19 protein-coding genes and 1 tRNA gene are annotated in these 19,229 nt (G+C 67.0%); 15 read left to right on the top strand and 5 right to left on the bottom strand.

The window, feature by feature from the left end:
- The first annotated feature begins 4 nt into the window (after positions 1-4).
- Together ACIP5T_RS02785 and ACIP5T_RS02780 are read left to right on the top strand one after the other, a co-directional pair.
- Complete coding sequence (locus tag ACIP5T_RS02785) at positions 5-490, top strand: MaoC family dehydratase (protein ID WP_400860401.1); 486 nt, start codon at positions 5-7, stop codon at positions 488-490.
- Complete coding sequence (locus tag ACIP5T_RS02780) at positions 487-1,293, top strand: HpcH/HpaI aldolase/citrate lyase family protein (RefSeq protein WP_400860399.1); 807 nt, start codon at positions 487-489, stop codon at positions 1,291-1,293. Before ACIP5T_RS02785 ends, ACIP5T_RS02780 begins: the two co-directional genes overlap by 4 nt.
- A 22-nt stretch (positions 1,294-1,315) precedes the next feature.
- Here the strand turns inward: ACIP5T_RS02780 and ACIP5T_RS02775 are convergent, their stop codons facing one another.
- Both ACIP5T_RS02775 and ACIP5T_RS02770 read right to left on the bottom strand, forming a co-directional pair.
- On the bottom strand, positions 1,316-1,903 hold the full coding sequence (locus tag ACIP5T_RS02775; RefSeq protein WP_400860397.1) for a histidine phosphatase family protein: 588 nt from the start codon (positions 1,901-1,903) through the stop codon (positions 1,316-1,318).
- Entirely contained in the window at positions 1,900-2,739 is an 840-nt protein-coding gene (locus tag ACIP5T_RS02770) for a Sir2 family NAD-dependent protein deacetylase (protein WP_400860395.1), read from the bottom strand. The genes ACIP5T_RS02775 and ACIP5T_RS02770 overlap by 4 nt, the downstream gene beginning before the upstream one ends.
- Positions 2,740-2,835: 96 nt before the next feature.
- Here ACIP5T_RS02770 and ACIP5T_RS02765 point away from each other — a divergent pair, with 96 nt between their 5' ends.
- Positions 2,836-3,639, top strand: coding sequence for a TrmH family RNA methyltransferase (locus ACIP5T_RS02765; protein WP_400860393.1), 804 nt, complete (start codon positions 2,836-2,838; stop codon positions 3,637-3,639).
- A gap of 17 nt (positions 3,640-3,656) precedes the next feature.
- Here ACIP5T_RS02765 and ACIP5T_RS02760 read toward each other — a convergent pair whose 3' ends face one another.
- Positions 3,657-4,484 carry an SGNH/GDSL hydrolase family protein gene (locus ACIP5T_RS02760; protein WP_400860392.1) on the bottom strand — a complete coding sequence of 276 codons (828 nt, stop codon included), beginning with the start codon at positions 4,482-4,484 and terminating at the stop codon, positions 3,657-3,659.
- Positions 4,485-4,629: 145 nt separating this feature from the next.
- Here ACIP5T_RS02760 and ACIP5T_RS02755 point away from each other — a divergent pair, with 145 nt between their 5' ends.
- Together ACIP5T_RS02755 and ACIP5T_RS02750 are read left to right on the top strand one after the other, a co-directional pair.
- Entirely contained in the window at positions 4,630-6,372 is a 1,743-nt protein-coding gene (locus ACIP5T_RS02755; protein ID WP_042536686.1) for a DEAD/DEAH box helicase, read from the top strand.
- Positions 6,373-6,496: 124 nt separating this feature from the next.
- Complete coding sequence (locus ACIP5T_RS02750) at positions 6,497-7,594, top strand: VIT1/CCC1 family protein (RefSeq protein ID WP_400860390.1); 1,098 nt, start codon at positions 6,497-6,499, stop codon at positions 7,592-7,594.
- A 121-nt stretch (positions 7,595-7,715) separates the two neighbouring features.
- Here the strand turns inward: ACIP5T_RS02750 and ACIP5T_RS02745 are convergent.
- Positions 7,716-7,798, bottom strand: a tRNA-Leu gene (locus tag ACIP5T_RS02745).
- A gap of 113 nt (positions 7,799-7,911) precedes the next feature.
- On the opposite strand from ACIP5T_RS02745, the gene ACIP5T_RS02740 reads away from it, so the two are divergent.
- Complete coding sequence (locus ACIP5T_RS02740; protein WP_400860389.1) at positions 7,912-9,207, top strand: M20/M25/M40 family metallo-hydrolase; 1,296 nt, start codon at positions 7,912-7,914, stop codon at positions 9,205-9,207.
- A 45-nt stretch (positions 9,208-9,252) separates the two neighbouring features.
- Positions 9,253-10,077, top strand: coding sequence for an undecaprenyl-diphosphate phosphatase (locus tag ACIP5T_RS02735; RefSeq protein WP_053096057.1), 825 nt, complete (start codon positions 9,253-9,255; stop codon positions 10,075-10,077).
- 23 nt (positions 10,078-10,100) lie between these two features.
- Here ACIP5T_RS02735 and ACIP5T_RS02730 read toward each other — a convergent pair whose 3' ends face one another.
- On the bottom strand, positions 10,101-10,949 hold the full coding sequence (locus ACIP5T_RS02730; RefSeq protein WP_400860387.1) for a PAC2 family protein: 849 nt from the start codon (positions 10,947-10,949) through the stop codon (positions 10,101-10,103).
- A 91-nt stretch (positions 10,950-11,040) separates the two neighbouring features.
- Here ACIP5T_RS02730 and ACIP5T_RS02725 point away from each other — a divergent pair, with 91 nt between their 5' ends.
- From ACIP5T_RS02725 to ACIP5T_RS02690, 8 genes are read left to right on the top strand one after another with little or no spacing between them, the layout of a single operon-like run.
- Positions 11,041-11,724, top strand: a complete 684-nt coding sequence (locus ACIP5T_RS02725) for an HAD family hydrolase (protein ID WP_400860385.1) — start codon at positions 11,041-11,043, stop codon at positions 11,722-11,724.
- Positions 11,721-12,740: a tRNA (adenine-N1)-methyltransferase gene (locus ACIP5T_RS02720; protein ID WP_400860383.1), complete on the top strand. Its 1,020-nt coding sequence runs from the start codon at positions 11,721-11,723 to the stop codon at positions 12,738-12,740. Before ACIP5T_RS02725 ends, ACIP5T_RS02720 begins: the two co-directional genes overlap by 4 nt.
- 10 nt (positions 12,741-12,750) lie before the next feature.
- Positions 12,751-13,668, top strand: coding sequence for a hypothetical protein (locus ACIP5T_RS02715; RefSeq protein WP_400860381.1), 918 nt, complete (start codon positions 12,751-12,753; stop codon positions 13,666-13,668).
- Positions 13,668-14,663 (top strand): helix-turn-helix transcriptional regulator, encoded by a 996-nt coding sequence (locus ACIP5T_RS02710; RefSeq protein WP_400860380.1) that lies wholly within the window; start codon positions 13,668-13,670, stop codon positions 14,661-14,663. Before ACIP5T_RS02715 ends, ACIP5T_RS02710 begins: the two co-directional genes overlap by 1 nt.
- On the top strand, positions 14,660-15,649 hold the full coding sequence (locus ACIP5T_RS02705) for a helix-turn-helix transcriptional regulator (protein WP_400860378.1): 990 nt from the start codon (positions 14,660-14,662) through the stop codon (positions 15,647-15,649). The genes ACIP5T_RS02710 and ACIP5T_RS02705 overlap by 4 nt, the downstream gene beginning before the upstream one ends.
- 26 nt (positions 15,650-15,675) lie before the next feature.
- Entirely contained in the window at positions 15,676-15,933 is a 258-nt protein-coding gene (tatA, locus tag ACIP5T_RS02700) for a Sec-independent protein translocase subunit TatA (RefSeq protein WP_400860376.1), read from the top strand.
- Positions 15,934-15,987: 54 nt separating this feature from the next.
- On the top strand, positions 15,988-16,746 hold the full coding sequence (gene tatC, locus ACIP5T_RS02695) for a twin-arginine translocase subunit TatC (protein WP_400864577.1): 759 nt from the start codon (positions 15,988-15,990) through the stop codon (positions 16,744-16,746).
- The gene (locus ACIP5T_RS02690) at positions 16,743-19,220 is read left to right on the top strand and encodes a DEAD/DEAH box helicase (protein ID WP_400860374.1); all 2,478 of its coding nucleotides are present in this window, start codon (positions 16,743-16,745) and stop codon (positions 19,218-19,220) included. The genes tatC and ACIP5T_RS02690 overlap by 4 nt, the downstream gene beginning before the upstream one ends.
- Positions 19,221-19,229: the final 9 nt, after the last annotated feature.

Here is a 19,229-nt window from a genome sequence, read left to right as displayed (position 1 = left end):
AGACATGACCGTGCACGACATCGTCCAGCGGGGGCTCTTCTTCGAGGAGTTCGTCACAGACGCGCGATACCTCCACCGCCCTGGACGCACCGTGACCGAGGCTGACAACGTCCTCTTCACGACCCTCACGATGAACACCCAGGCGCTGCACCTCGACGCGGCGTTCGCCGACGCGCAGCAGCCTTTCGGCGCGCGTCTGATCAATTCGATGTGGACGCTCTCGACGATGGTCGGGGCATCTGTCGCGCAGTTGACTCAGGGCACTCTCGTCGCTCAGCTCGGATTCGGTGAGATCGCCTTCCCGCACCCGCTGTTCGCCGGAGACACGCTGTACACCGAGAGCGTGATCGTCGAGAAGAGGCTCTCGACATCGCGACCGGGCCAGGGGATCGTGACCATCTCTCATACCGGACGCAATCAGGAATCCACGGTCGTCGCGACGGCGACCCGTGCCGTTCTCGTCCACTGCCTGCCCGGGGAGGAGGCATGAGCTTCGACCTCGGGCCCGCCCTGCTCTTCTGTCCGGCGGACCGCCCGGAGCGCTTCCAGGGGGCTCTCGAGAAGGCGGACGCGGTCATCCTCGACCTCGAAGATGCCGTGCTTCCCGACGCGAAGGCCGCCGCTCGCGGGCATCTCATCGACGCCGATCTCGATGCCGACCGAGTGATCGTCCGCGTGAACGCGCCGGGCACTGATGCCTTCACCGCGGATCTCGCTGCGCTTGTCCAGACCGAGTTCCGCACCGTCATGGTCGCAAAGACGGAGAGCGCGGACAGTCTCGCCGCCTTCGATGAGCGGTTCTCGCTGATCGCTCTGTGCGAGACGGCGAGGGGCATCCATGCCGCGGAACTCATCGCCGCGCACCCCCAGGTCGTCGCGATGATGTGGGGCGCCGAAGACCTCGTGGCCTCCCTCGGTGGGACATCGAGTCGCACGGCGCAGGGCGGCTATCGCGACATCGCGCGCTACGCGCGCTCACGGGTGCTCTTGGAGGCAGGCGCTCAGGGCAAGGGCGCCATCGACGCGGTGCACGTCGACATCGAGGATGTCGCCGGTCTCGAGTCCGAAGCGGTCGACGCTGCGGCATCGGGGTTCGTCGCGACCGCGTGCATCCACCCGAGTCAGGTCGCGGTGATCCGCTCGGCGTATGCGCCCGATGAAGCCAGCCTCGAGTGGGCCCGCGGAGTCCTCGCGGCCGCCGCGGGCGAGCGCGGGGTCTTCCGCTTCAGAGGACGCATGATCGACGAGCCCATGCTCAGGCACGCTCGCTCGGTGCTCGGCCGCGCGCGCTGATCAGACGCTGATCAGACGCGGGTCAGACGAGGATCCCCTGGTCGATCAGGCGCAGTGAGCCTGGAGAAGCCTCGAAACGGTGCACCGAGCCGTTCGCGAGGACCTCGCCCGCCCGCGGCAGCGTGCCGCCGGAGACGTGGTCGATCAGCGATCGGATCACACCCCCGTGCGTCACGACGATCACGGACTCCGCCACCGGTGCCGATCGACGTCGGGCGTCACGCGCGATCGTGTCGAGTGCGACGAGCGCTCTCTCTGCGACTCCTTTCAACGTCTCCGCCCCGGGAACCGGCGACAGCCAATCGCCGTACTTCTCGATGTACTCCGACACGAGCATGCCCTCGCCTTCGCCGAACTCGCGCTCGCGCATGTCCGGCACCAGCACGGGGGAGCCGAGACCCAGGCTCTCGGAGATGATCTCGGCCGTCTCCCGTGCGCGCTTCAGCGGGCTGGCGTAGATCGAGTGGTGCGTGACGCCTTCGAGGAGACCTGCGGCGGTCCGTGCATCCGCGCGGCCCTTCTCGTTCAGAGGGATGTCGGTGGACCCCTGGATCCGGCGTGCCAGGTTCCAGTCCGTCTGGCCATGGCGGATCAGGGTGAGCAGAGTCATTCGAGGAGCTCCTGGATCGCGGGGAGCACATCGCTGGTGCCTGCGGCGATGGTGGCATCGGCCCAGACATCCGCGCGCGTGGGCTCACGGTTGATGATGATGAGCGGGATGCTCCGCCGTCGTGCGCGTTCGACGAGCCGCACGCCGGAGTTGACGACGAGGGACGAGCCGGCGACGATCAACGCGTCGCTGGCTCGGAGCAACGACTCAGCGGCTTTGAAGCGGTCCTGCGGGACGTACTCGCCGAAGAACACGACGTCAGGCTTCAGCATCCCCTCGCATACCGTGCACACGGGGACGATGAAGCCGTCGGTGCTCTCGGGGAGCACATCGCCGTCGGGGTTCAACGCCACGTTCTCGGGGACGGTGATCCATGGGTTCCGCTCTTCGATCTGCACGGCGATGTCGCGACGGTCGAAGACCTGGCCGCATTTCAGGCAGAGCACCCTGCGCATCGTTCCGTGCACTTCGATGACATGGGAGCTGCCTGCTCGCAGGTGCAGACCGTCGACGTTCTGGGTGATCACACCGCTGACCTGGCCCGACGACTCCATCGCCGCGAGGGAGAGATGCCCGGGATTCGGCTGGGCCCGAGCGAACGCCCGCCATCCGAGGTGGCCGCCGACCCAGTAGCGGCGCCGTGCAGCCTCGTCGGCGAGGTACCGCTGGATGGTCATCGGATCGGACCGGTTGCGGGATCCCTCGCCACGGTAGGCGGGGATTCCCGAGTCCGTGGAGATGCCGGCGCCGGTGAGCAGTGCGATCTTGCGACCGCGCAGGAGTTCGGCGGTGCGAGCGATGGTGGCCGACAGTTCGACCGGACTCGATGCGCTCACAGGACCTCCCTGTGCGAGTCTACGGCGTGCGCAGCGTGGTCGATGCGTCGTGGCTCACCGCGGAGTCGGGGATCGAGCGATGGCAGACTGGGGCTCGTGGAACTGCTGCGCGTGACGAATCCGGACGACCGACGACTCGACGACTACCGCGGGCTCACCGACACCGCGCTCCGGACCGTGAAAGAACCGGCCGGCGGGCTGTACATCGCCGAATCGACGAAGGTGATCGCTCGGGCGGTCGCCGCGGGCCATCGTCCGCGTTCCGTGCTCGTGCAGGAACGCCGGGTGGATGACATCGGAGCGATCGTCGGCGACCTCGACGTGCCGGTGTACGTCGTCCCTGACCAGGTGGCCGAATCTGTGACCGGTTTCGCCGTGCACCGGGGCACGATCGCATCGATGCATCGTCCCGTGCTGCCGACGGTGAGCGAAGTGCTCGCTGGCGCCTCGCTCGTGCTGATCCTCGAGAACGTCGGCGATCACACCAACGTCGGCGCGGCGTTCCGTGCGGCCGCCGGCCTCGGAGCAGACGCCGTGCTGGTGTCGCCCGGGGGAGCGGATCCGCTGTATCGCCGCAGCGTGCGCGTCAGCATGGGGACCGTGTTCCAGGTGCCATGGACTCGCATCACGGACTGGGAGTCGGCAGTGGCGGACCTTCACGCTGCGGAGTTCGACGTCGCCGCTCTGGCTCTGCGCGATGATGCGATGACGCTCGACGCCTATGTCGCGAACCGCCCCGAGCGCGTGGCTGTCGTCATGGGCGCCGAGGGCGACGGGCTCTCCCGGACAGCGCTCGACAAAGCGGACACCGTCGTGACGATTCCCATGTCCGGCGGGGTCGATTCGTTGAACGTCGCGTCGGCCGCGGCGGTCGCGCTGTGGGCACTCAGGTCGAGCTGAACGACCCCGAGGGGTGGTCAGTCGGCCTTCGGGAAGATGATCGGGGAGGGCTCGGGGCGCTTGGCCACGACGTGATCGCCGGATGACTCGTGGCGCAGGCGCCGCAGGACCCAGGGAACGAGGTGCTCCCGTGCCCAGCCGAAGTCCTCGGTGCGTGCCTCGCGCCAGGTGCGGAGCGGGATCGTCTCGGGCTGCATGGCCTCGAGCTCGTTGGGCACGTTGAGCGCACGCAGTGCCATGCGGGCGACCTCGTGGTGGCCGAGCGAGTTGTAATGCAGCCGGTCGTCGTCGAAGAACCGCATGTCCTGCACGACCTTCAGCGCCCACTGGTCGGCGACGATGCAGTCATGCCGCTCGGCGATCGCGCGGACGTTCTCGTTGTAGATGGCGACCTTGCCGCGGAAGGCCCGGAAGACGGGGGTGAATGCCGTGTCGACTCCGGTGAAGAGCAGAATGGCGGCGCCCGTCGACGACAGCCGGGCGACGGCATCCTCGAGCTGGGCGGCGATGGCGTCGGGGTCGGTGCCTGGACGGATCACATCGTTGCCGCCGGCGCAGATCGAGATGAGGTCTGGGTGCAGCGCCACGGCGGGCTCGATCTGATCGCGCACGATCTGGGCGATCAGCTTGCCGCGCACGGCGAGATTCGCGTAAGCGAAGTCGTCGACCTGGCTCGAGAGCACCTCGGCGACGCGGTCCGCCCAACCGCGGTGGTCGCCGGGGCGGGAGGGATCGGGATCGCCGATGCCTTCGGTGAACGAATCGCCGATCGCCACGAACCGTCGCCACGGGTGCGAGGTCTCGTTGTCGGCGTGCGTGGTGGGGGTCGAATCCGGGTCTGTCATCCAGCTCTCCTTCACGGACGGACGCTGCCGTAGACGGCGACTGCGCAGTGACCGAGCCTACTCGGGTGCGAACGGCGAGTGAGGACGCGCGCGGGTGAGCGCTCGAGCGTGCCGAGTGTCCGCGGCAGCGATTATCGTTGTCTCGATGCTCTCTCCGTCCTTTCCTCAGCGCGCCCCTTGGGGAACCGCTAACAAGCTGCGCGCGTGGCAGCAGGAGGCGCTCGAGCAGTACTTCCAGGCGGATCAGCGTGACTTCCTCGTGGCGGCGACACCGGGTGCGGGAAAGACGACGTTCGCCCTCACCCTGGCTGTCGAGCTCATGCGCATGGGCGAGGTGAACCGGATCATCGTGGTCGCGCCGACCGAGCATCTCAAGACGCAGTGGGCTGATGCCGCGGCTCGCGTGCACATCCGTCTCGATCCCCGATTCCGCAACAGCCACTGGGCTCCGGCGCGTCACTACCACGGAGCCGTGGTGACCTACGCGCAGGTGGCCGCGAAGTCGTCGGTCCACCGTCATCTGACCGAGGACGCGAAGACGCTCGTCGTCCTCGACGAGGTGCATCACGGCGGCGACGCGCTCAGCTGGGGCGACGCGATCCGCGATGCGTACGGACCGGCCAAGCGCCGACTGCTTCTCTCCGGCACCCCGTTCCGGAGCGACACCGCGCCGATACCGTTCGTCGAGTATCACCCCGACGAGTCCGGTGCCCGGATCTCCCGCACCGACTACAACTACGGCTACGGGCGGGCGCTGGCCGACGGCGTCGTCAGGCCCGTGCTGTTCCACATGTATGCGGGCAAGATGCGGTGGCGCACGAGCAGCGGCGACGAGCTCGAGACGCATCTCGGTCAGGACAACACCAAGGACGTGACCTCGCAGGCATGGCGCACCGCGCTCGATCCCGAGGGCGAGTGGATGCCTGCGGTGCTCTCGGCGGCGGATCGTCGTCTGACCGAGATCAGGCATCATGTGCCGGATGCCGGGGGACTGGTGCTCGCGACGGACCAGACTGTCGCGCGCGCCTACGCCAAGATCCTGCACAGCATCACCGGCCAGCAGCCGACTATCGTCCTGTCCGATGACGCGACGGCCTCCGAGCGCATCGAGAAGTTCAGCAACAGCGAGGATCGCTGGATGGTCGCGGTGCGCATGGTGTCGGAGGGCGTCGACGTGCCCCGACTCGCGGTCGGGGTCTATGCGACGTCCTCTTCGACCCCGCTCTTCTTCGCGCAGGCGATCGGCCGCTTCGTGCGGGCGCGCCGCAGGGGTGAGGCGGCGAGTGTCTTCCTCCCTCAGGTTCCGGTGCTCATGGGGCTCGCCAACGAGATGGACAAGCAGCGCGACCACGCGCTCGATCGTCAGTCGAAGGACGACGATGGTCTCGAGGACTCCCTGCTCGAGTCGGCCAACCGCGAAGACGACGCATCGGACGCGTTGACCCAGGAGTTCAGCTATCAGGCGCTCTCATCGGTGGCGCACTTCGACCGGGTCGTGTTCGAGGGCCAGGAATTCGGTCAGCTCGCCGAGCCCGGAACGCCGGAGGAGGAGGAGTTCATCGGCTTCCCCGGCCTCCTCGAGCCCGAGCACGTGCACGAGCTGCTGATGCAGCGCCAGGCGCGTCAGACCCGTCTGCGGGAGACGAGAGAAGCCGAGGCCGGGCCGACCGAGACGACCACGCTCCCCGCGCCGCTGCATCGCACGCTTCGCGAGCAGCGCCAGCTGTTGAACAGCCTCGTGGGCCTGTATGCCCGTCAGAAGGGCGAGCCGCACGGTGCGGTGCACGCCGAGTTGCGCCGAATCTGCGGTGGGCCTGCGGTCGCACAGGCGACAGTCACACAGTTGCAGTCGCGCATCGACGTGCTCCGCAAGCGCGTCCGGTCCTGAATCCGGCCCTCTGTTCGGAAGCCCGAAAAGCTGGCAATCCTGCTTCCGGTGCGCCCGTGACAGGAGCTCGAAGCTAGCGTTGAACGGTTGCCCCGTCCTCGGGCACCGTCGATCAGGAGACTTCATGACAGCCCCCGCTGCCGCAGAGCCGACCACAGCAGACCGTCGCCGCTGGGCTCGCTACCTCGTGGAAGAACGCGCCGAAGGGCTCGTGTACCAGAAGCTCGCCAGCCGTCGCACGGGGGAGGAGCGCGAGATCCTGCTCAGCCTCGCCGATGCCGAGCGTCGACACGAACAGCACTGGCTCGATCTGCTGGGCGCCGAGCCCGGGCGACTGCCGCGAGCAGGCGTCCGGTCACGCCTGCTCGGATGGATGGCCGGCCGGTTCGGGTCCATCTTCGTCCTCGCGCTCGCGCAGAGCGCCGAGGCCAGATCCCCGTACGACTCAGAGCAGTACGCGACTCCCGCCATGCGCGCAGACGAGAAGGTGCACTACGAAGTGGTCCGCGGCCTCGCCGCGCGTGGCAGACGCCGCCTGTCGGGTTCCTTCCGTGCGGCTGTCTTCGGAGCGAACGACGGCCTCGTGAGCAACCTCGCCCTCGTGCTCGGTATCGGGGCCACAGGTGTGAGCTCCGCTTTCGTCCTGTTCAGCGGGATCGCGGGTCTGCTCGCCGGGGCGCTGTCGATGGGAGCGGGGGAGTTCGTCTCCGTGCGCTCTCAACGCGAGCTGCTGGCGTCGACGGAAGCGAACGAGGACGCCGCGGCGTCCGCTGCCGATCTCGACATCGACGAGAACGAACTCGCTCTGGTCTACCGTGCGCGCGGTATCGGACAGCAGGAGGCCCTCGAGCGCGCACGTCGGATCGTCGATGCCGCACGCGCCGGAGTCGAGCGCACGTCGACAGGGCCGATCCACATCCACGCAGCAGACGACCACGAGATCGTCGGCAGCGACTGGACAGCGGCCATCTCGAGCTTCCTTCTTTTCGCGTCTGGCGCGATCATCCCTGTCCTGCCGTGGATCTTCGGTCTCGAAGGGACCACTGCGGTCATCGTCGCGCTCGTGCTGGTGGGTGTCGCTCTGCTGTCGACGGGAGCGATGGTCGGGATCCTGTCGGGAGGTCCGCCCCTGCGTCGAGCGCTGCGGCAGCTGGCGATCGGTTTCGGCGCTGCGGCTGTCACCTACGTGCTCGGTCTGGTGTTCGGCGTCGGAGCGCTCTGACGCCGACGCCATCCGTCGGCCGGGATTCGAGGAATTCACCTCGAGTTCTGGCCGAGGACACGACAAAGACGCGGGTACGAAGAAGGCCTCGGATATCGTGTGGATATCCGAGGCCTGTCTGTGCGCGGAGGGGGACTTGAACCCCCACGCCCTTACGGGCACTACGACCTCAACGTAGCGCGTCTACCATTCCGCCACCCGCGCAGGTGTTGGATGTTCGTTGCCGAACGAAGATTTACATTAGCACGAGCTTCGAGGCACTCAGAAACCGACGGTGACGCCCGGGCGCGCCACGTCGTTTCGATAGCCTGGACCTCATGACTGACCTGGCTCTCCCCGAGGTGGTTCGCATCGCGAGCGACCTGATCCGATTCGACACCTCGAACTTCGGCGGAGGCAACGCGAAGGGCGAGCGTGAGGCCGCCGAATACGTAGGCGCCTATCTGCAGGATCTCGGCCTGGACGTCGAGTACTACGAGCCGATCCCGCGCCGCACGAACGTCATGGCGCGCGTGCCCGGACGTGATCGCAGCAAGCCGGCGCTGGTCGTGCACGGGCATCTCGACGTGGTGCCGGCGATGGCCGACGACTGGAGCATCGACCCGTTCGCGGGAATCGTGAAGGACGGCATGCTCTGGGGCCGGGGTGCGGTCGACATGAAGAACATGAACGCGATGATCCTGACCGCGGTGGGCGACCTCCTGCGTGCGGGGGAGCAGCCCGAGCGGGATCTGGTGCTCGCGTTCTTCGCCGACGAAGAGAACGGCGGCGTCGAAGGATCGGCGCTCGTCGTGCAGAACCACCCGGAGTGGTTCACGGGAGCGACCGAGGCCATCAGCGAGGTGGGTGGCTATTCGATCACGGTCGACGAGCGCCGCGCCTACCTGCTGCAGGTGGGGGAGAAGGCGCTCATCTGGATCCGCCTGGTCGCCAGGGGACGTGCCGGCCACGGAAGCCGTCTGCACGACGACAACGCCGTCACGAAGCTCGCCGAGGCCGTGGCAGCCCTCGGGCGCACGCGGTGGCCCCTTCGGCTCACGCCCACCACCGAGGCGCTGCTGCAGGGGTTGAGTGCGTTGACCGGGCGCTCGGTCGACGACCCCGATGCTCTCGCGGCAGCCGCCGGCCCCGCTGAGGCGTTTCTCCGCTCATCGTTCCGGACGACGACGAACCCCACTGCTCTCACCGCGGGGTACAAGCACAACGTGATCCCGGAGCGGGCCGAGGCGTTGATCGACGTTCGTGTCATCCCCGGCACCGAAGACGATGTGCTCGCAGAGCTTCAGCAGATCGTCGGCGACGACATCGAGATCCAGACCGTCGTGCGGGACATCGGGATGGAGACGCCGTTCGCGGGAGAACTCGTCGACGCGATGGTCGCGAGTCTCGGTCGTCACGACCCGGGGGTGCCGGTCATCCCGTATCTGCTGGGTGCCGGCACCGACAACAAGGCGTTGGCCTATCTCGGGATCACCGGGTACGGGTTCGCGCCCCTCCGCCTGCCTGCCGACCTCGACTTCACCGGTATGTTCCACGGGGTCGATGAGCGAGTGCCCGTAGAATCGCTTGTCTTCGGTCAGCGGGTGCTGGCCGATCTGCTGCGCACGTATTGAGCTCTCTGCTCCGCGTCCGCGCACCACGAATCAGAAAGCTCCTCCATGCACTTGTTCGAAGCGCTCATCCTCGGCATCGTCCAGGGACTGACCGAGTTCCTCCCGATCTCCTCCAGCGCCCATCTGCGCATCCTCGGCACCTTCCTGCCGTCCGGCGAAGACCCTGGCGCGGCGTTCACCGCCATCACGCAGATCGGCACAGAGGCGGCGGTGGTGGTGTTCTTCTGGCGCGACATCGTCCGCATCATCGCGCAGTGGTTCCGCTCGCTGACGGGCCGGGTTCCGCGAAGCGATCCGGATGCTCGGATGGGGTGGATGATCATCATCGGCAGCATCCCCATCGTGGTGCTCGGACTGCTCTTCCAGGATCAGATCGAGACGGTCTTCCGGTCGCTCTGGATCGTCGCGATCATGCTGATCGTGTTCGGCATCCTGCTGGGCATCGCCGACCACGTGGGTGCGAAGCGACGGAAGCTCGATCAGCTCACCTATCCGCACGGCATCGCCTACGGCTTCGCGCAGGCGCTCGCGCTCATCCCCGGCGTGTCGCGCTCAGGCGGGACGATCACGATGGGGCTGTTCCTCGGTTATGAGCGGGCGGCAGCCGCACGCTATGCGTTCCTCCTGGCGATCCCGGCCGTGTTCGGCAGCGGCTTCTACCAGGTGTTCAAGAGCTGGGACGAGCCCTCGTTCTTCTCCTTCGGAGACACTCTCGCGGCGACAGGCATTGCATTCGTCGTGGCCCTCGGAGTGATCGCGTTCTTTATGAACTACATCTCGAAGCGCAGTTTCCTGCCGTTCGTGATCTACCGCATCCTGCTGGGAACGGTGCTCCTGGTCCTGCTCGGCACCGGAGTCATCGCGGCATAGCAGAGCGCCCCGGAGCTCCGAGCTCAGCGCTTGTGGTCTCCGGGGCCGTCGCCGCGACGCTTCAGATAGCGCTCGAACGCCTGGGCGATCGCGTCACCCGAGGCATCGGGGGAGTCCCACGTGTCGCGCGTCTGCTCGAGCTGTCGGATGTACTCCGTCATGTCCTCGTCATCGGCGGCGGCGGCGTCGATCGACGCCTCCCATGCAGCGGCCTCTGTGCGCAGGTGATCGCGGGGGACGTCCACTCCGGTCAGCTCCTCGAGCCGGTCCAGCAGCGCGAGGGTCACCTTCGGTGACGGAGTGGCCGACGCGACATAGTGCGGGACGCTCGCCCAGAGGCTGGCGGTCGGGATGCCGGCGCTCTCGGCGAAGTGCTCGAACACGCTGAGGATGCCGACCGGCCCCTCGTAGAGCGAGCGCTCGAGGCCATGGGCCTCGCGGACCTGCTCGTTCTGGCTCGAGGCGAAGATGGAGATCGGTCGAGTGTGGGGCACATCCGAGAGCATCGCGCCGAGGGTCACGAACCCGGTGATGTCGTCGCGAAGGGCGACGTCGATGAACTCCGCCGCGAACGACTGCCAGGTGCGCGCGGGCTCCACTCCGGTGAGCACCCAGAACTCGGGGCCGGGCCCGGGGTCGCGCGGACGCCACAGCCCGGCTTCGGGCCAGGTCAGCTGACGCCGGCCCTCGGCATCCATCTTCGTGGCAGGGCGGGTGTACTGATAGTCGAAGTACAGCTCCGGGTCGATGGAGTGCACGAGGTCGTAGTCTTTCGCGGAACGCAGCGCGGCGACCGCGCCGCTCGCGGCCTCACCCGCGTCGTTCCAGCCATCGAAGGCGACGATGACGATGCGTGAACCGAGGACATCCATCGTGGGCTCCCTTCGCCAGTTCCGGATCGGTATCCCTCCAGGCTAGTCCGACGGCGCGGGGACCGGGCGGAGCCACGGGTAACATGGTTCGGTGAGCAGACAGCCCCGCGCGATCCTCTGGGACATGGACGGAACACTCGTCGACACCGAGCCGTATTGGATGGCAGCCGAGACGGCGCTTGTCGAATCGTTCGGCGGAAAGTGGACCCACGAGGACGCTCTCCAGCTCGTCGGCAACGGTCTCATCGACAGCGCGATCATCCTCCAGAACGCGGGTGTCGACATGGATGCCGAGTCGATCATCTCGCTCCTCACCGATGGAGTGCAGCATGCGCTGCGGACGCAGGGCGTGCCGTTCCGCCCCGGTGCCCGCGAGCTTCTGCAGGATCTGAAGTCGGCGGGGATCCCCACCGGCCTCGTCACGATGTCGTTGCGTCGCATGGCTCTGAGCGTGGTCGACCTGATCGAGTTCGAGGCCTTCGACATCGTCGTCGCGGGCGACGACGTGACCCACCCCAAGCCCCATCCCGAGCCGTACCTGCACGCTGCGTCGTTGCTCGAGATCGATATCACCGATGCCGTGGTCATCGAGGACTCTCCGACCGGACTCCGCGCGGGCATCGCCTCCGGCGCCGTCGCTCTCGGCGTGCCGCACATCGTCTCCCTCGACGACGTCGGGGCGCACGAGCTCTGGCCGAGCCTCGAGGGCCGCACCGCCGCCGACCTGATCGAACTCTTCGACCGCAAGACCTCCATGACGGGAGCCACCCGATGACCGACATCACCTCACAGCGGCCGAGCGGGCCGTTCAGAGAGGGCGATCGGGTGCAGCTGACCGGGCCCAAGGGACGCCTGCACACCGTGACCCTCCGCGAGGACGGGGAGCTGCACACCCATCAGGGAGTTCTCCGGCACAGGGACCTCATCGGGCTTCCCGACGGTTCGGTGGCCGCGAACAGCTCGGGGCACGAGTACCTCGCCCTGCGGCCTCTGCTCCGTGACTTCGCGATGTCCATGCCACGCGGTGCGGCGATCGTCTACCCGAAGGATGCGGCGCAGATCGTGATGCAGGCCGACATCTTCCCCGGCGCCGTCGTGGTCGAGGCGGGCGTCGGATCAGGTGCCCTCTCGCTCTCCCTGCTTCGGGCCATCGGTCCGGTCGGGCGTCTGGTGTCATTCGAGCGCCGCGAGGACTTCGCCCAGGTCGCGCGCGGGAACGTCGAGACCTTCTTCGGAGAGACACCCGACACCTGGAACGTGGTGGTCGGGGACCTCGCGGATGCGCTTCCGAGCGAGTTCCCCGCGGGCTCGGTCGATCGCGTCGTCCTCGACATGCTCGCACCGTGGGAGTGCATGGACGTCGTCGCCGACGCGCTCACCCCCGGTGGCGTCGTGCTCTGCTACGTGGCGACAGCCACCCAGCTGTCGCGGGTCGCCGAGTACATCCGCGGCACCGGGCTGTTCACCGATCCGGAGGCATCCGAGACGATGGTGCGAGGCTGGCACGTCGAAGGACTCGCCGTCAGGCCCGATCACCGCATGGTGGCTCACACCGGGTTCCTGCTCACGGCACGTCGGCTCGCACCCGGTGCCGTAGCTCCCCAGGTGAAGCGCAGGGCTTCGAAGAGCAGCTACGGCGATGCGGATGTCGACGCGTGGACCCCCGGCGCCGTCGGCGATCGGGAGATCAACGACAAGAACCTCCGCAAGAGAGCCAGGGAGGCGGCCAAGGCCGCCGAAGGGGCGCGTCTTGCATCCGGTTCGCGCGAATCCGAGCCACCGACGGAATAGACTGGAGCGCGTGCGTAAAACGTCCGCCGTTCTGGCCACCCTCAGCCTCGCCGTCCTCACTCTGACCGGGTGCGCTTCGGCGCCTTCGTTCGCCGGGGAAGCCTGCGATCGTGCGGCCGCGTCGACCGCGTCCGTCAAGGATTCGGTGTCCGTGGACGGCGATCTGGGCGAAGCTCCCGACGTCACGGTCTACAGTCCGGTCAAGGCGGACGAGACCTCCTTCGCCGACGTGATCACCGGCGAGGGGAACACCCTCACGTCGACTTCGCAGCCCATGGTGCTCGACATCGCCTTCTACGGCGGAGAGAGCGGCGAGAAGCTGTACGAATCCGAGTTCAACGGCGACCCGAGCCGGGTGCACAGCATCTCCTACTGGGCTGAGCGGTCGGCCGGGCTCGAGACGGTGCTCGAGTGCGCCACCGGCGGCAGCCGGATCGTCGCCGTGCTGACACCCGAGGACTTCGGCGAAGCCAATGTCGAGGCATTCGGACTCGCCAAGGACGAGAACGTCGTAGCGGTCGTCGACCTGCAGGACGTCTATCTGGCACACGCCGAAGGAGCGTCACAGTTCAACGACGCCCGTGGCCTGCCGACCGTGGTTCGTGCTCCCGATGGAACCCCGGGTGTGATCATCCCCGACAGCGATGCCCCCAAGGAGACCGTGACCCAGACTCTCATCAAGGGTGATGGAGCGAAGGTCGAGAAGGATTCGACGATCGTGACCAACATCATGGCCCTGGGCTGGGACGACAAGACCGTCACCTCGAGCAGCTGGGGTGCGGAGCCCAACATCGGTCCGGCTGCGAAGGAGCTCGTCGGAGCGACCGTCGGGTCGCAGCTGCTCGTCGTCGTGCCGGAAGCCGACGGCACCCCGGCGACCGCGATCGTGGTCGACATCCTGGGCATCGTTCCCGTCCCGGAGCAGTGATGGCTGCCCGTATTCCCGCGGAAGAGCGTCTGACGAACCTCGTCGTGGCGCTCATGGCCACGGAGATCGGGCTCACCAAGCAGCAGATCCTGGACAACGTGTCGGGCTATCGTCAGCGTGCCGACGCGGGAGTGCGCTCCGACGCGCTCGAGAAGATGTTCGAACGCGACAAAGACGAACTGCGCACTCTCGGCGTCCCGGTCGAGACGATCGGCGACCAGGCCGATCCCAACGACCTGCGCGAAGCCCGTTATCGTATTCCGCAGGCGGAATACGATCTTCCGAGCGATATCGAGTTCACCGCGGCGGAGCTCGCCGTGCTGCAGCTGGCCGGCAGCGTCTGGAGCGCCGAATCCGCATCGGGCGATGCCAAGGCCGGCGTGCGCAAGATCCGGGCGCTCGGGATCGACGGCGACGAGCCGATCATCGGCTTCGCGCCAAGGATCACCGCTCGCGATGCCGCATTCCCGCAGCTGCAGGACGCGATCGAGAAGAGTCGAGTCGTCGTCTTCGACTACCTCAAGCCGGGGGAGGACGCTCCGCGCCGTCGGAGCATTCGTCCGCTCGCTCTCGTCGACTACGAGGCGAGATGGCATGTGTTCGGCGTCGACGTGGACATCGAGGAGGATCGCATGTTCCTGCTCAGCCGAATCGTCGGCGACGTCAAGATGACAGCGAAGGCCTTCGACCCGTCCCTGCGCGAAGGAGCCGGCGAGCGTGCACTGAGCGGTCTCGATCGCGTCGCGTCTCAGAACTCCGCGCTGCTCGAAGTCACCCCTGGAACGGAGGCGTCGCTGCGTCTGGGCCGCCGCGCGACGCCGGCGGCACCCCAGGGCATCCTCGTTCCCTTCGTCGACCTGCACATCTTCGCCGATGAACTCGCCTCGTACGGTCCCGAGGTGCGCGTGGTCGAGCCCGTGGCGCTCCGCTCCGCCGTCGTCGATCGCCTGACCGCAGTCGTCGCGAAGAACTCAGAAGCAGGGGAGGCGCGATGAGCGCCCCGTCCAAGCCGCTGCTCGCGGCCGACCGCGTACGCGTCTACCTCACGCTCGTTCCCTATCTGCTCGAGCACGGTCAGGTCTCCCTCGCTGAGGCGGCCGCGGAGTTCGGGGTGACCCCGGCGGAGATGCGTCAGATGGTCGAGAAGCTGACCGTCATCGGACTGCCGGGTGACTCAGGTTTCTGGCAGCAGCCACAGGAGATGTTCGACATCAACTGGGACCTCCTCGACGAAGAGGACGTCATCGAGATCACGAACGATGTCGCGCTGCGACGGGTTCCGCGCTTCACCGCCCGCGAGGCAGCGGCTCTGCTCGCAGGGCTGCAGATGGTCGCGGCCGTGCCGGCGGTCTCCGACTCCGGACTCGTCAGCGGTCTCATCTCGAAGCTCTCGCGCGGTGCGGCAGACGCTCCGGCAGAGGTGGTCGTCGCGCCGAGCGCCGTCGACGAGGTGCGCCAGGTCGTCTCACGGGGTGTGCAGAACGGCGTCGCCGTGTCGTTCACCTATCAGGCACCCGATGCCGCGCCCACGACGCGCACCGTGGATCCGGTGCAGGTGTTGATCACCAACGCGCAGTGGTATCTGCAGGGCTGGTGCCATATGCGGCAGGCGATGCGGACGTTCCATCTGGATCGGGTGAGCGACGCGCATCTGACCGAGATCCCGATCACCCATGCCGGAGACCACGTCCCTGAGGCATTCGCGGCCGTCGAGGACGAGGGCGAGGTTCGAGTTCGCGTGCCCGAGCGGATGGCGCCACTGCTCGGAGACTTCCTCACCGCCGACAACGCGGAAGTCAGCGACGGGATCGTCACCGTGCGGCTGCACCTCGCCGACCCCCGGGGAGTGAAGCGCCTGGCGGCGAAGTTCGGCGGAGCCCTCGAAGTCGTGGACCCCGGCGTCGCCCGCACCGCAGCGCGAGAATGGGCTGCTGCGGGACTCGCCCTGTATCACCACCCTGACGGCGACAACGCCCGGTAGACTTTCACAAACGACGAAGGAGAATCATGGGCGCTTTCGGTTGGCCACATCTGCTGATCATCCTCGCCGTCATCCTGCTGCTCTTCGGTGCGGCGAAGCTGCCGGCACTCGCGAAGAGCCTCGGTCAGTCCGCCCGGGTATTCAAGGGCGAGATGAAGGCGATGAAGAACGAGGACGCGACTGACACCGCGAACCCCGCATCCCCGACCCCCGCGGCTTCGGTCGCAGACACGACGGTGACGGCTCGCGACACGGATCCGGGTCAGCCTCCTCGATCCGCATAGTTCGTGTCCGCTCTCGAATCCGCCGACCAGGAGACGCCGGGCCGCGACAGGCGGATGTCTCTCGGCGCGCATCTGGTCGAGCTGCGACGACGACTCTTCATCGCGGCCGGTGCGCTCGTGGTCGGGATGATCATCGCGTTCGTCATCACCGGGCCGGTCATCGATCTGCTGTCGATCCCGATCGCCGCCATCGCCGAAGAAGAAGGCCGTGAGTACGTCGGTCTCAACTTCACGACCGTGACCAGCGGGTTCGATCTGCGCATGCGCATCGCCTTCGCCATCGGCCTCCTCATCTCCGCACCGGTGTGGCTCTGGCAGGTATGGGCATTCGTGATGCCGGGGCTCACCAAGAAGGAGACCCAGTACACCTGGGGGTTCCTGGGGGCAGCCATCCCTCTGTTCTTCGGCGGGTGCACAGTCGCCTTCTTCGTCCTGCCACACGTCATCGAGATCATGGCCTCGTTCGTGCCCACGGGCATGGCGCAGTTCTTCGACTACGCGACGTATTACGACTTCGTCTTCAAGTTCCTGCTGGTGCTCGGCATCGCCTTCGTCCTCCCCGTCTTCCTCGTCGCGCTCAACCTTGCGGGCATCGTCTCGGGCAAGGAGATCCTCAAGGGCTGGCGCGTGGCGATCCTCGTCTGCACGATCTTCGCGGCGGTCACCACGCCGCCCGCGGATGTCTTCTCGATGCTGCTGCTGATGGGGTCGATGATCGTGCTCTACTTCGCGGCGACATTCATCTCGATGCTGTTCGATCGGCGCAAGCGCAAGGCTGACGCGGCCGCGGGCATCGAACCCGTGAGCGCATGAGCTCGCCGGCCGAACGGTACGCTGCGGCTCGCGAAGCCGCGGGGCATCCGGCGACCATCGGCTTCGCTGCCAACCAGAAGTTCGAGCTCGACCCGTTCCAGATCGAAGGGTGCCATGCGCTCGAGGACGGGCGGAGTGTGCTGGTCGCGGCACCGACGGGTGCGGGAAAGACGATCGTCGGGGAGTTCGCGATCCACCTCGCGATGCAGACGCCGAGCGACAAGGCCTTCTACACGACGCCGATGAAGGCGCTCTCCAACCAGAAGTTCCGCGAGCTGGTAGACGTCTACGGGGCCGACGATGTGGGTCTGCTGACCGGCGATACGAACATCAACGGCAACGCCCGGATCGTCGTCATGACGACCGAGGTGCTGCGCAACATGATCTACGCCGATTCCGCGGCGTTGCGCGACCTCCGGTATGTGGTGATGGACGAGGTGCACTACCTCGCCGACAGGTTCCGTGGGGCCGTGTGGGAAGAGGTCATCATCCATCTGCCGCAGCAGGTGCGACTGGTCTCGCTGAGTGCCACGGTCTCGAATGCCGAGGAGTTCGGCGACTGGCTCGACACGGTTCGCGGCGACACCGAGGTGATCGTCTCGGAGATCCGACCGGTGCCACTCGAGCAGCATGTGCTGGTGCGCGACGACCTGCTTCCGCTCTTCGACGACCGCGCGGGAATCGCGACGGCGCAGGTGAATCAGGAGCTGATGCGCATCCGCTCCTTCACCGGTTCCAACTATGAGAACAACCGCGAGGCGCAGTCGTATCGCAGCAATCGTCATGCCGGACGGCAGGCGCAGCGTCCGCCTCGCGGAGGACGTCGACCCGTCCGCTCGGCGAACGTGCGACGGATCGAGCGCATGGACCGCCCCGATGTTGTGCGGTTGCTCGAGCAGGCGAACCTTCTGCCGGCGATCTTCTTCATCTTCAGCAGGGTCGGCTGCGACGCGGCGGTCCAGCAGGTGCGCAGATCGGGTGTCCGGCTGACATCGACCGAGGAACGGGCCGAGATCCGCGCCATCGTCGAGGACAGAACCCGGTCGCTGCAGGACGAAGATCTCGGAGTTCTCGGTTATTGGGACTGGCTGGAGAACCTCGAACGCGGCGTGGCCGCACACCACGCCGGGCTTCTGCCCGCCTTCAAGGAGGTGGTGGAGGAGCTCTACAAGCGCAAACTCGTGAAGGTCGTGTTCGCGACCGAGACGCTGGCGCTGGGCATCAACATGCCTGCGCGCACCGTGGTGCTCGAGAAGATGGAGAAGTTCAACGGCGAGGCCCGCGTGGCGATCACCTCGGGGGAGTACACGCAGCTCACCGGACGAGCCGGGCGACGCGGCATCGATGTCGAGGGCCATGCCGTGGTTCAGTGGACCGAGGGGATGGATCCGCAGGCGGTCGCTGCACTCGCCTCGCGACGCACCTATCCGCTCAACTCGAGTTTCCGTCCGACCTACAACATGGCCGTCAACCTGATCGATCTGTTCGGCAAGCAGCGGGCTCGCGAGGTGCTCGAATCGTCCTTCGCTCAGTTCCAGGCGGATCGGGCCGTCGTCGGACTCGCCCGTCAGGTGCGCGAGGCGGAGGAGTCTCTCGAGGGCTACAAGGCGGCGATGGTCTGTGACCATGGTGACTTCCTGGATTACGCCTCGATCCGTCGAGAGCTCAGTGACCTCGAGAAGAAGAACCGCCAGGACTCGAACGCTCCCCGGGCGTCGCGCGACAAGCGCATGAAGCAGATCCAGGGTCTGCGCACCCGGATGCAACGTCACGGTTGTCACCGTTGTCCAGATCGTGAATCCCACGCCCGCTGGGCCGAGCGCTACTGGAAGCTCAAGCGGCAGAACGACCGTATCCGTCGTCAGATCGAGACGAGGACCGGAACTGTGGCTCGTGTCTTCGACCGCGTCGTCGAGGTGCTCGAGACCCTCGACTACCTCCATCGAGACGAGGATGACGAGACCACCCTCACCGAAGCCGGCCGGACCATGCGTCGCATCTACGGGGAGCGTGACCTGCTGGTCGCCGAATCTCTGCGGCAAGGGCTGTGGAGCGGTCTGGATGCACCCTCGCTCGCCGCGATGGCCTGCTGCCTCGTCTACGAGCCACGCCGCGACGAGGCGAACTCGGGCGAGCGCGATCTGCCACGGGGGGCTTTCCGCGCGGCGTACGAGAAGACCACGACGCTGTGGGCCGAGCTCGACGACCTCGAGAAGGATCACCATCTCCCGGGTTCCGAGCCGTTGGCCGCCGGTCTCGCCGGAGCCATGCACTCGTGGGCCCGTGGCGGGATGCTGGATCGCGTCCTGGTCGACGCCGACATGGCCGCAGGAGACTTCGTGCGCTGGGCCAAACAGACCATCGACCTGCTCGACCAGCTCTCCATCGTCGCCGAGGACGGTGCGCTGGCACGCAATGCGCGCGTCGCTCTCGATGGTGTGCGCCGCGGCATCGTCGCCTACTCCTCGATGTGAGACCAGGAC

The sequence above is a fragment of the Microbacterium sp. NPDC088619 genome (genome assembly GCF_044752825.1).
GTDB lineage: Bacteria > Actinomycetota > Actinomycetes > Actinomycetales > Microbacteriaceae > Microbacterium.
Note: the sequence above shows the minus strand (reverse complement) of the source record. Positions and strands in the feature narration are given on the sequence as shown.

What these genes read in the sequence shown, in the direction of transcription:
- ACIP5T_RS02705 (WP_400860378.1), top strand. Translation starts at nt 14,660, where the DNA reads ATGAGCGCCCCGTCCAAGCCGCTGCTCGCGGCCGACCGCGTACGCGTC.
- ACIP5T_RS02785 (WP_400860401.1), top strand. Translation starts at nt 5, where the DNA reads ATGACCGTGCACGACATCGTCCAGCGGGGGCTCTTCTTCGAGGAGTTC.
- tatA (WP_400860376.1), top strand. Translation starts at nt 15,676, where the DNA reads ATGGGCGCTTTCGGTTGGCCACATCTGCTGATCATCCTCGCCGTCATC.
- ACIP5T_RS02710 (WP_400860380.1), top strand. Translation starts at nt 13,668, where the DNA reads ATGGCTGCCCGTATTCCCGCGGAAGAGCGTCTGACGAACCTCGTCGTG.
- ACIP5T_RS02760 (WP_400860392.1), bottom strand. Translation starts at nt 4,484, where the DNA reads ATGACAGACCCGGATTCGACCCCCACCACGCACGCCGACAACGAGACC.
- ACIP5T_RS02755 (WP_042536686.1), top strand. Translation starts at nt 4,630, where the DNA reads ATGCTCTCTCCGTCCTTTCCTCAGCGCGCCCCTTGGGGAACCGCTAAC.
- ACIP5T_RS02735 (WP_053096057.1), top strand. Translation starts at nt 9,253, where the DNA reads ATGCACTTGTTCGAAGCGCTCATCCTCGGCATCGTCCAGGGACTGACC.
- tatC (WP_400864577.1), top strand. Translation starts at nt 15,988, where the DNA reads ATGTCTCTCGGCGCGCATCTGGTCGAGCTGCGACGACGACTCTTCATC.
- ACIP5T_RS02690 (WP_400860374.1), top strand. Translation starts at nt 16,743, where the DNA reads ATGAGCTCGCCGGCCGAACGGTACGCTGCGGCTCGCGAAGCCGCGGGG.
- ACIP5T_RS02720 (WP_400860383.1), top strand. Translation starts at nt 11,721, where the DNA reads ATGACCGACATCACCTCACAGCGGCCGAGCGGGCCGTTCAGAGAGGGC.
- ACIP5T_RS02775 (WP_400860397.1), bottom strand. Translation starts at nt 1,903, where the DNA reads ATGACTCTGCTCACCCTGATCCGCCATGGCCAGACGGACTGGAACCTG.
- ACIP5T_RS02750 (WP_400860390.1), top strand. Translation starts at nt 6,497, where the DNA reads ATGACAGCCCCCGCTGCCGCAGAGCCGACCACAGCAGACCGTCGCCGC.
- ACIP5T_RS02730 (WP_400860387.1), bottom strand. Translation starts at nt 10,949, where the DNA reads ATGGATGTCCTCGGTTCACGCATCGTCATCGTCGCCTTCGATGGCTGG.
- ACIP5T_RS02740 (WP_400860389.1), top strand. Translation starts at nt 7,912, where the DNA reads ATGACTGACCTGGCTCTCCCCGAGGTGGTTCGCATCGCGAGCGACCTG.
- ACIP5T_RS02780 (WP_400860399.1), top strand. Translation starts at nt 487, where the DNA reads ATGAGCTTCGACCTCGGGCCCGCCCTGCTCTTCTGTCCGGCGGACCGC.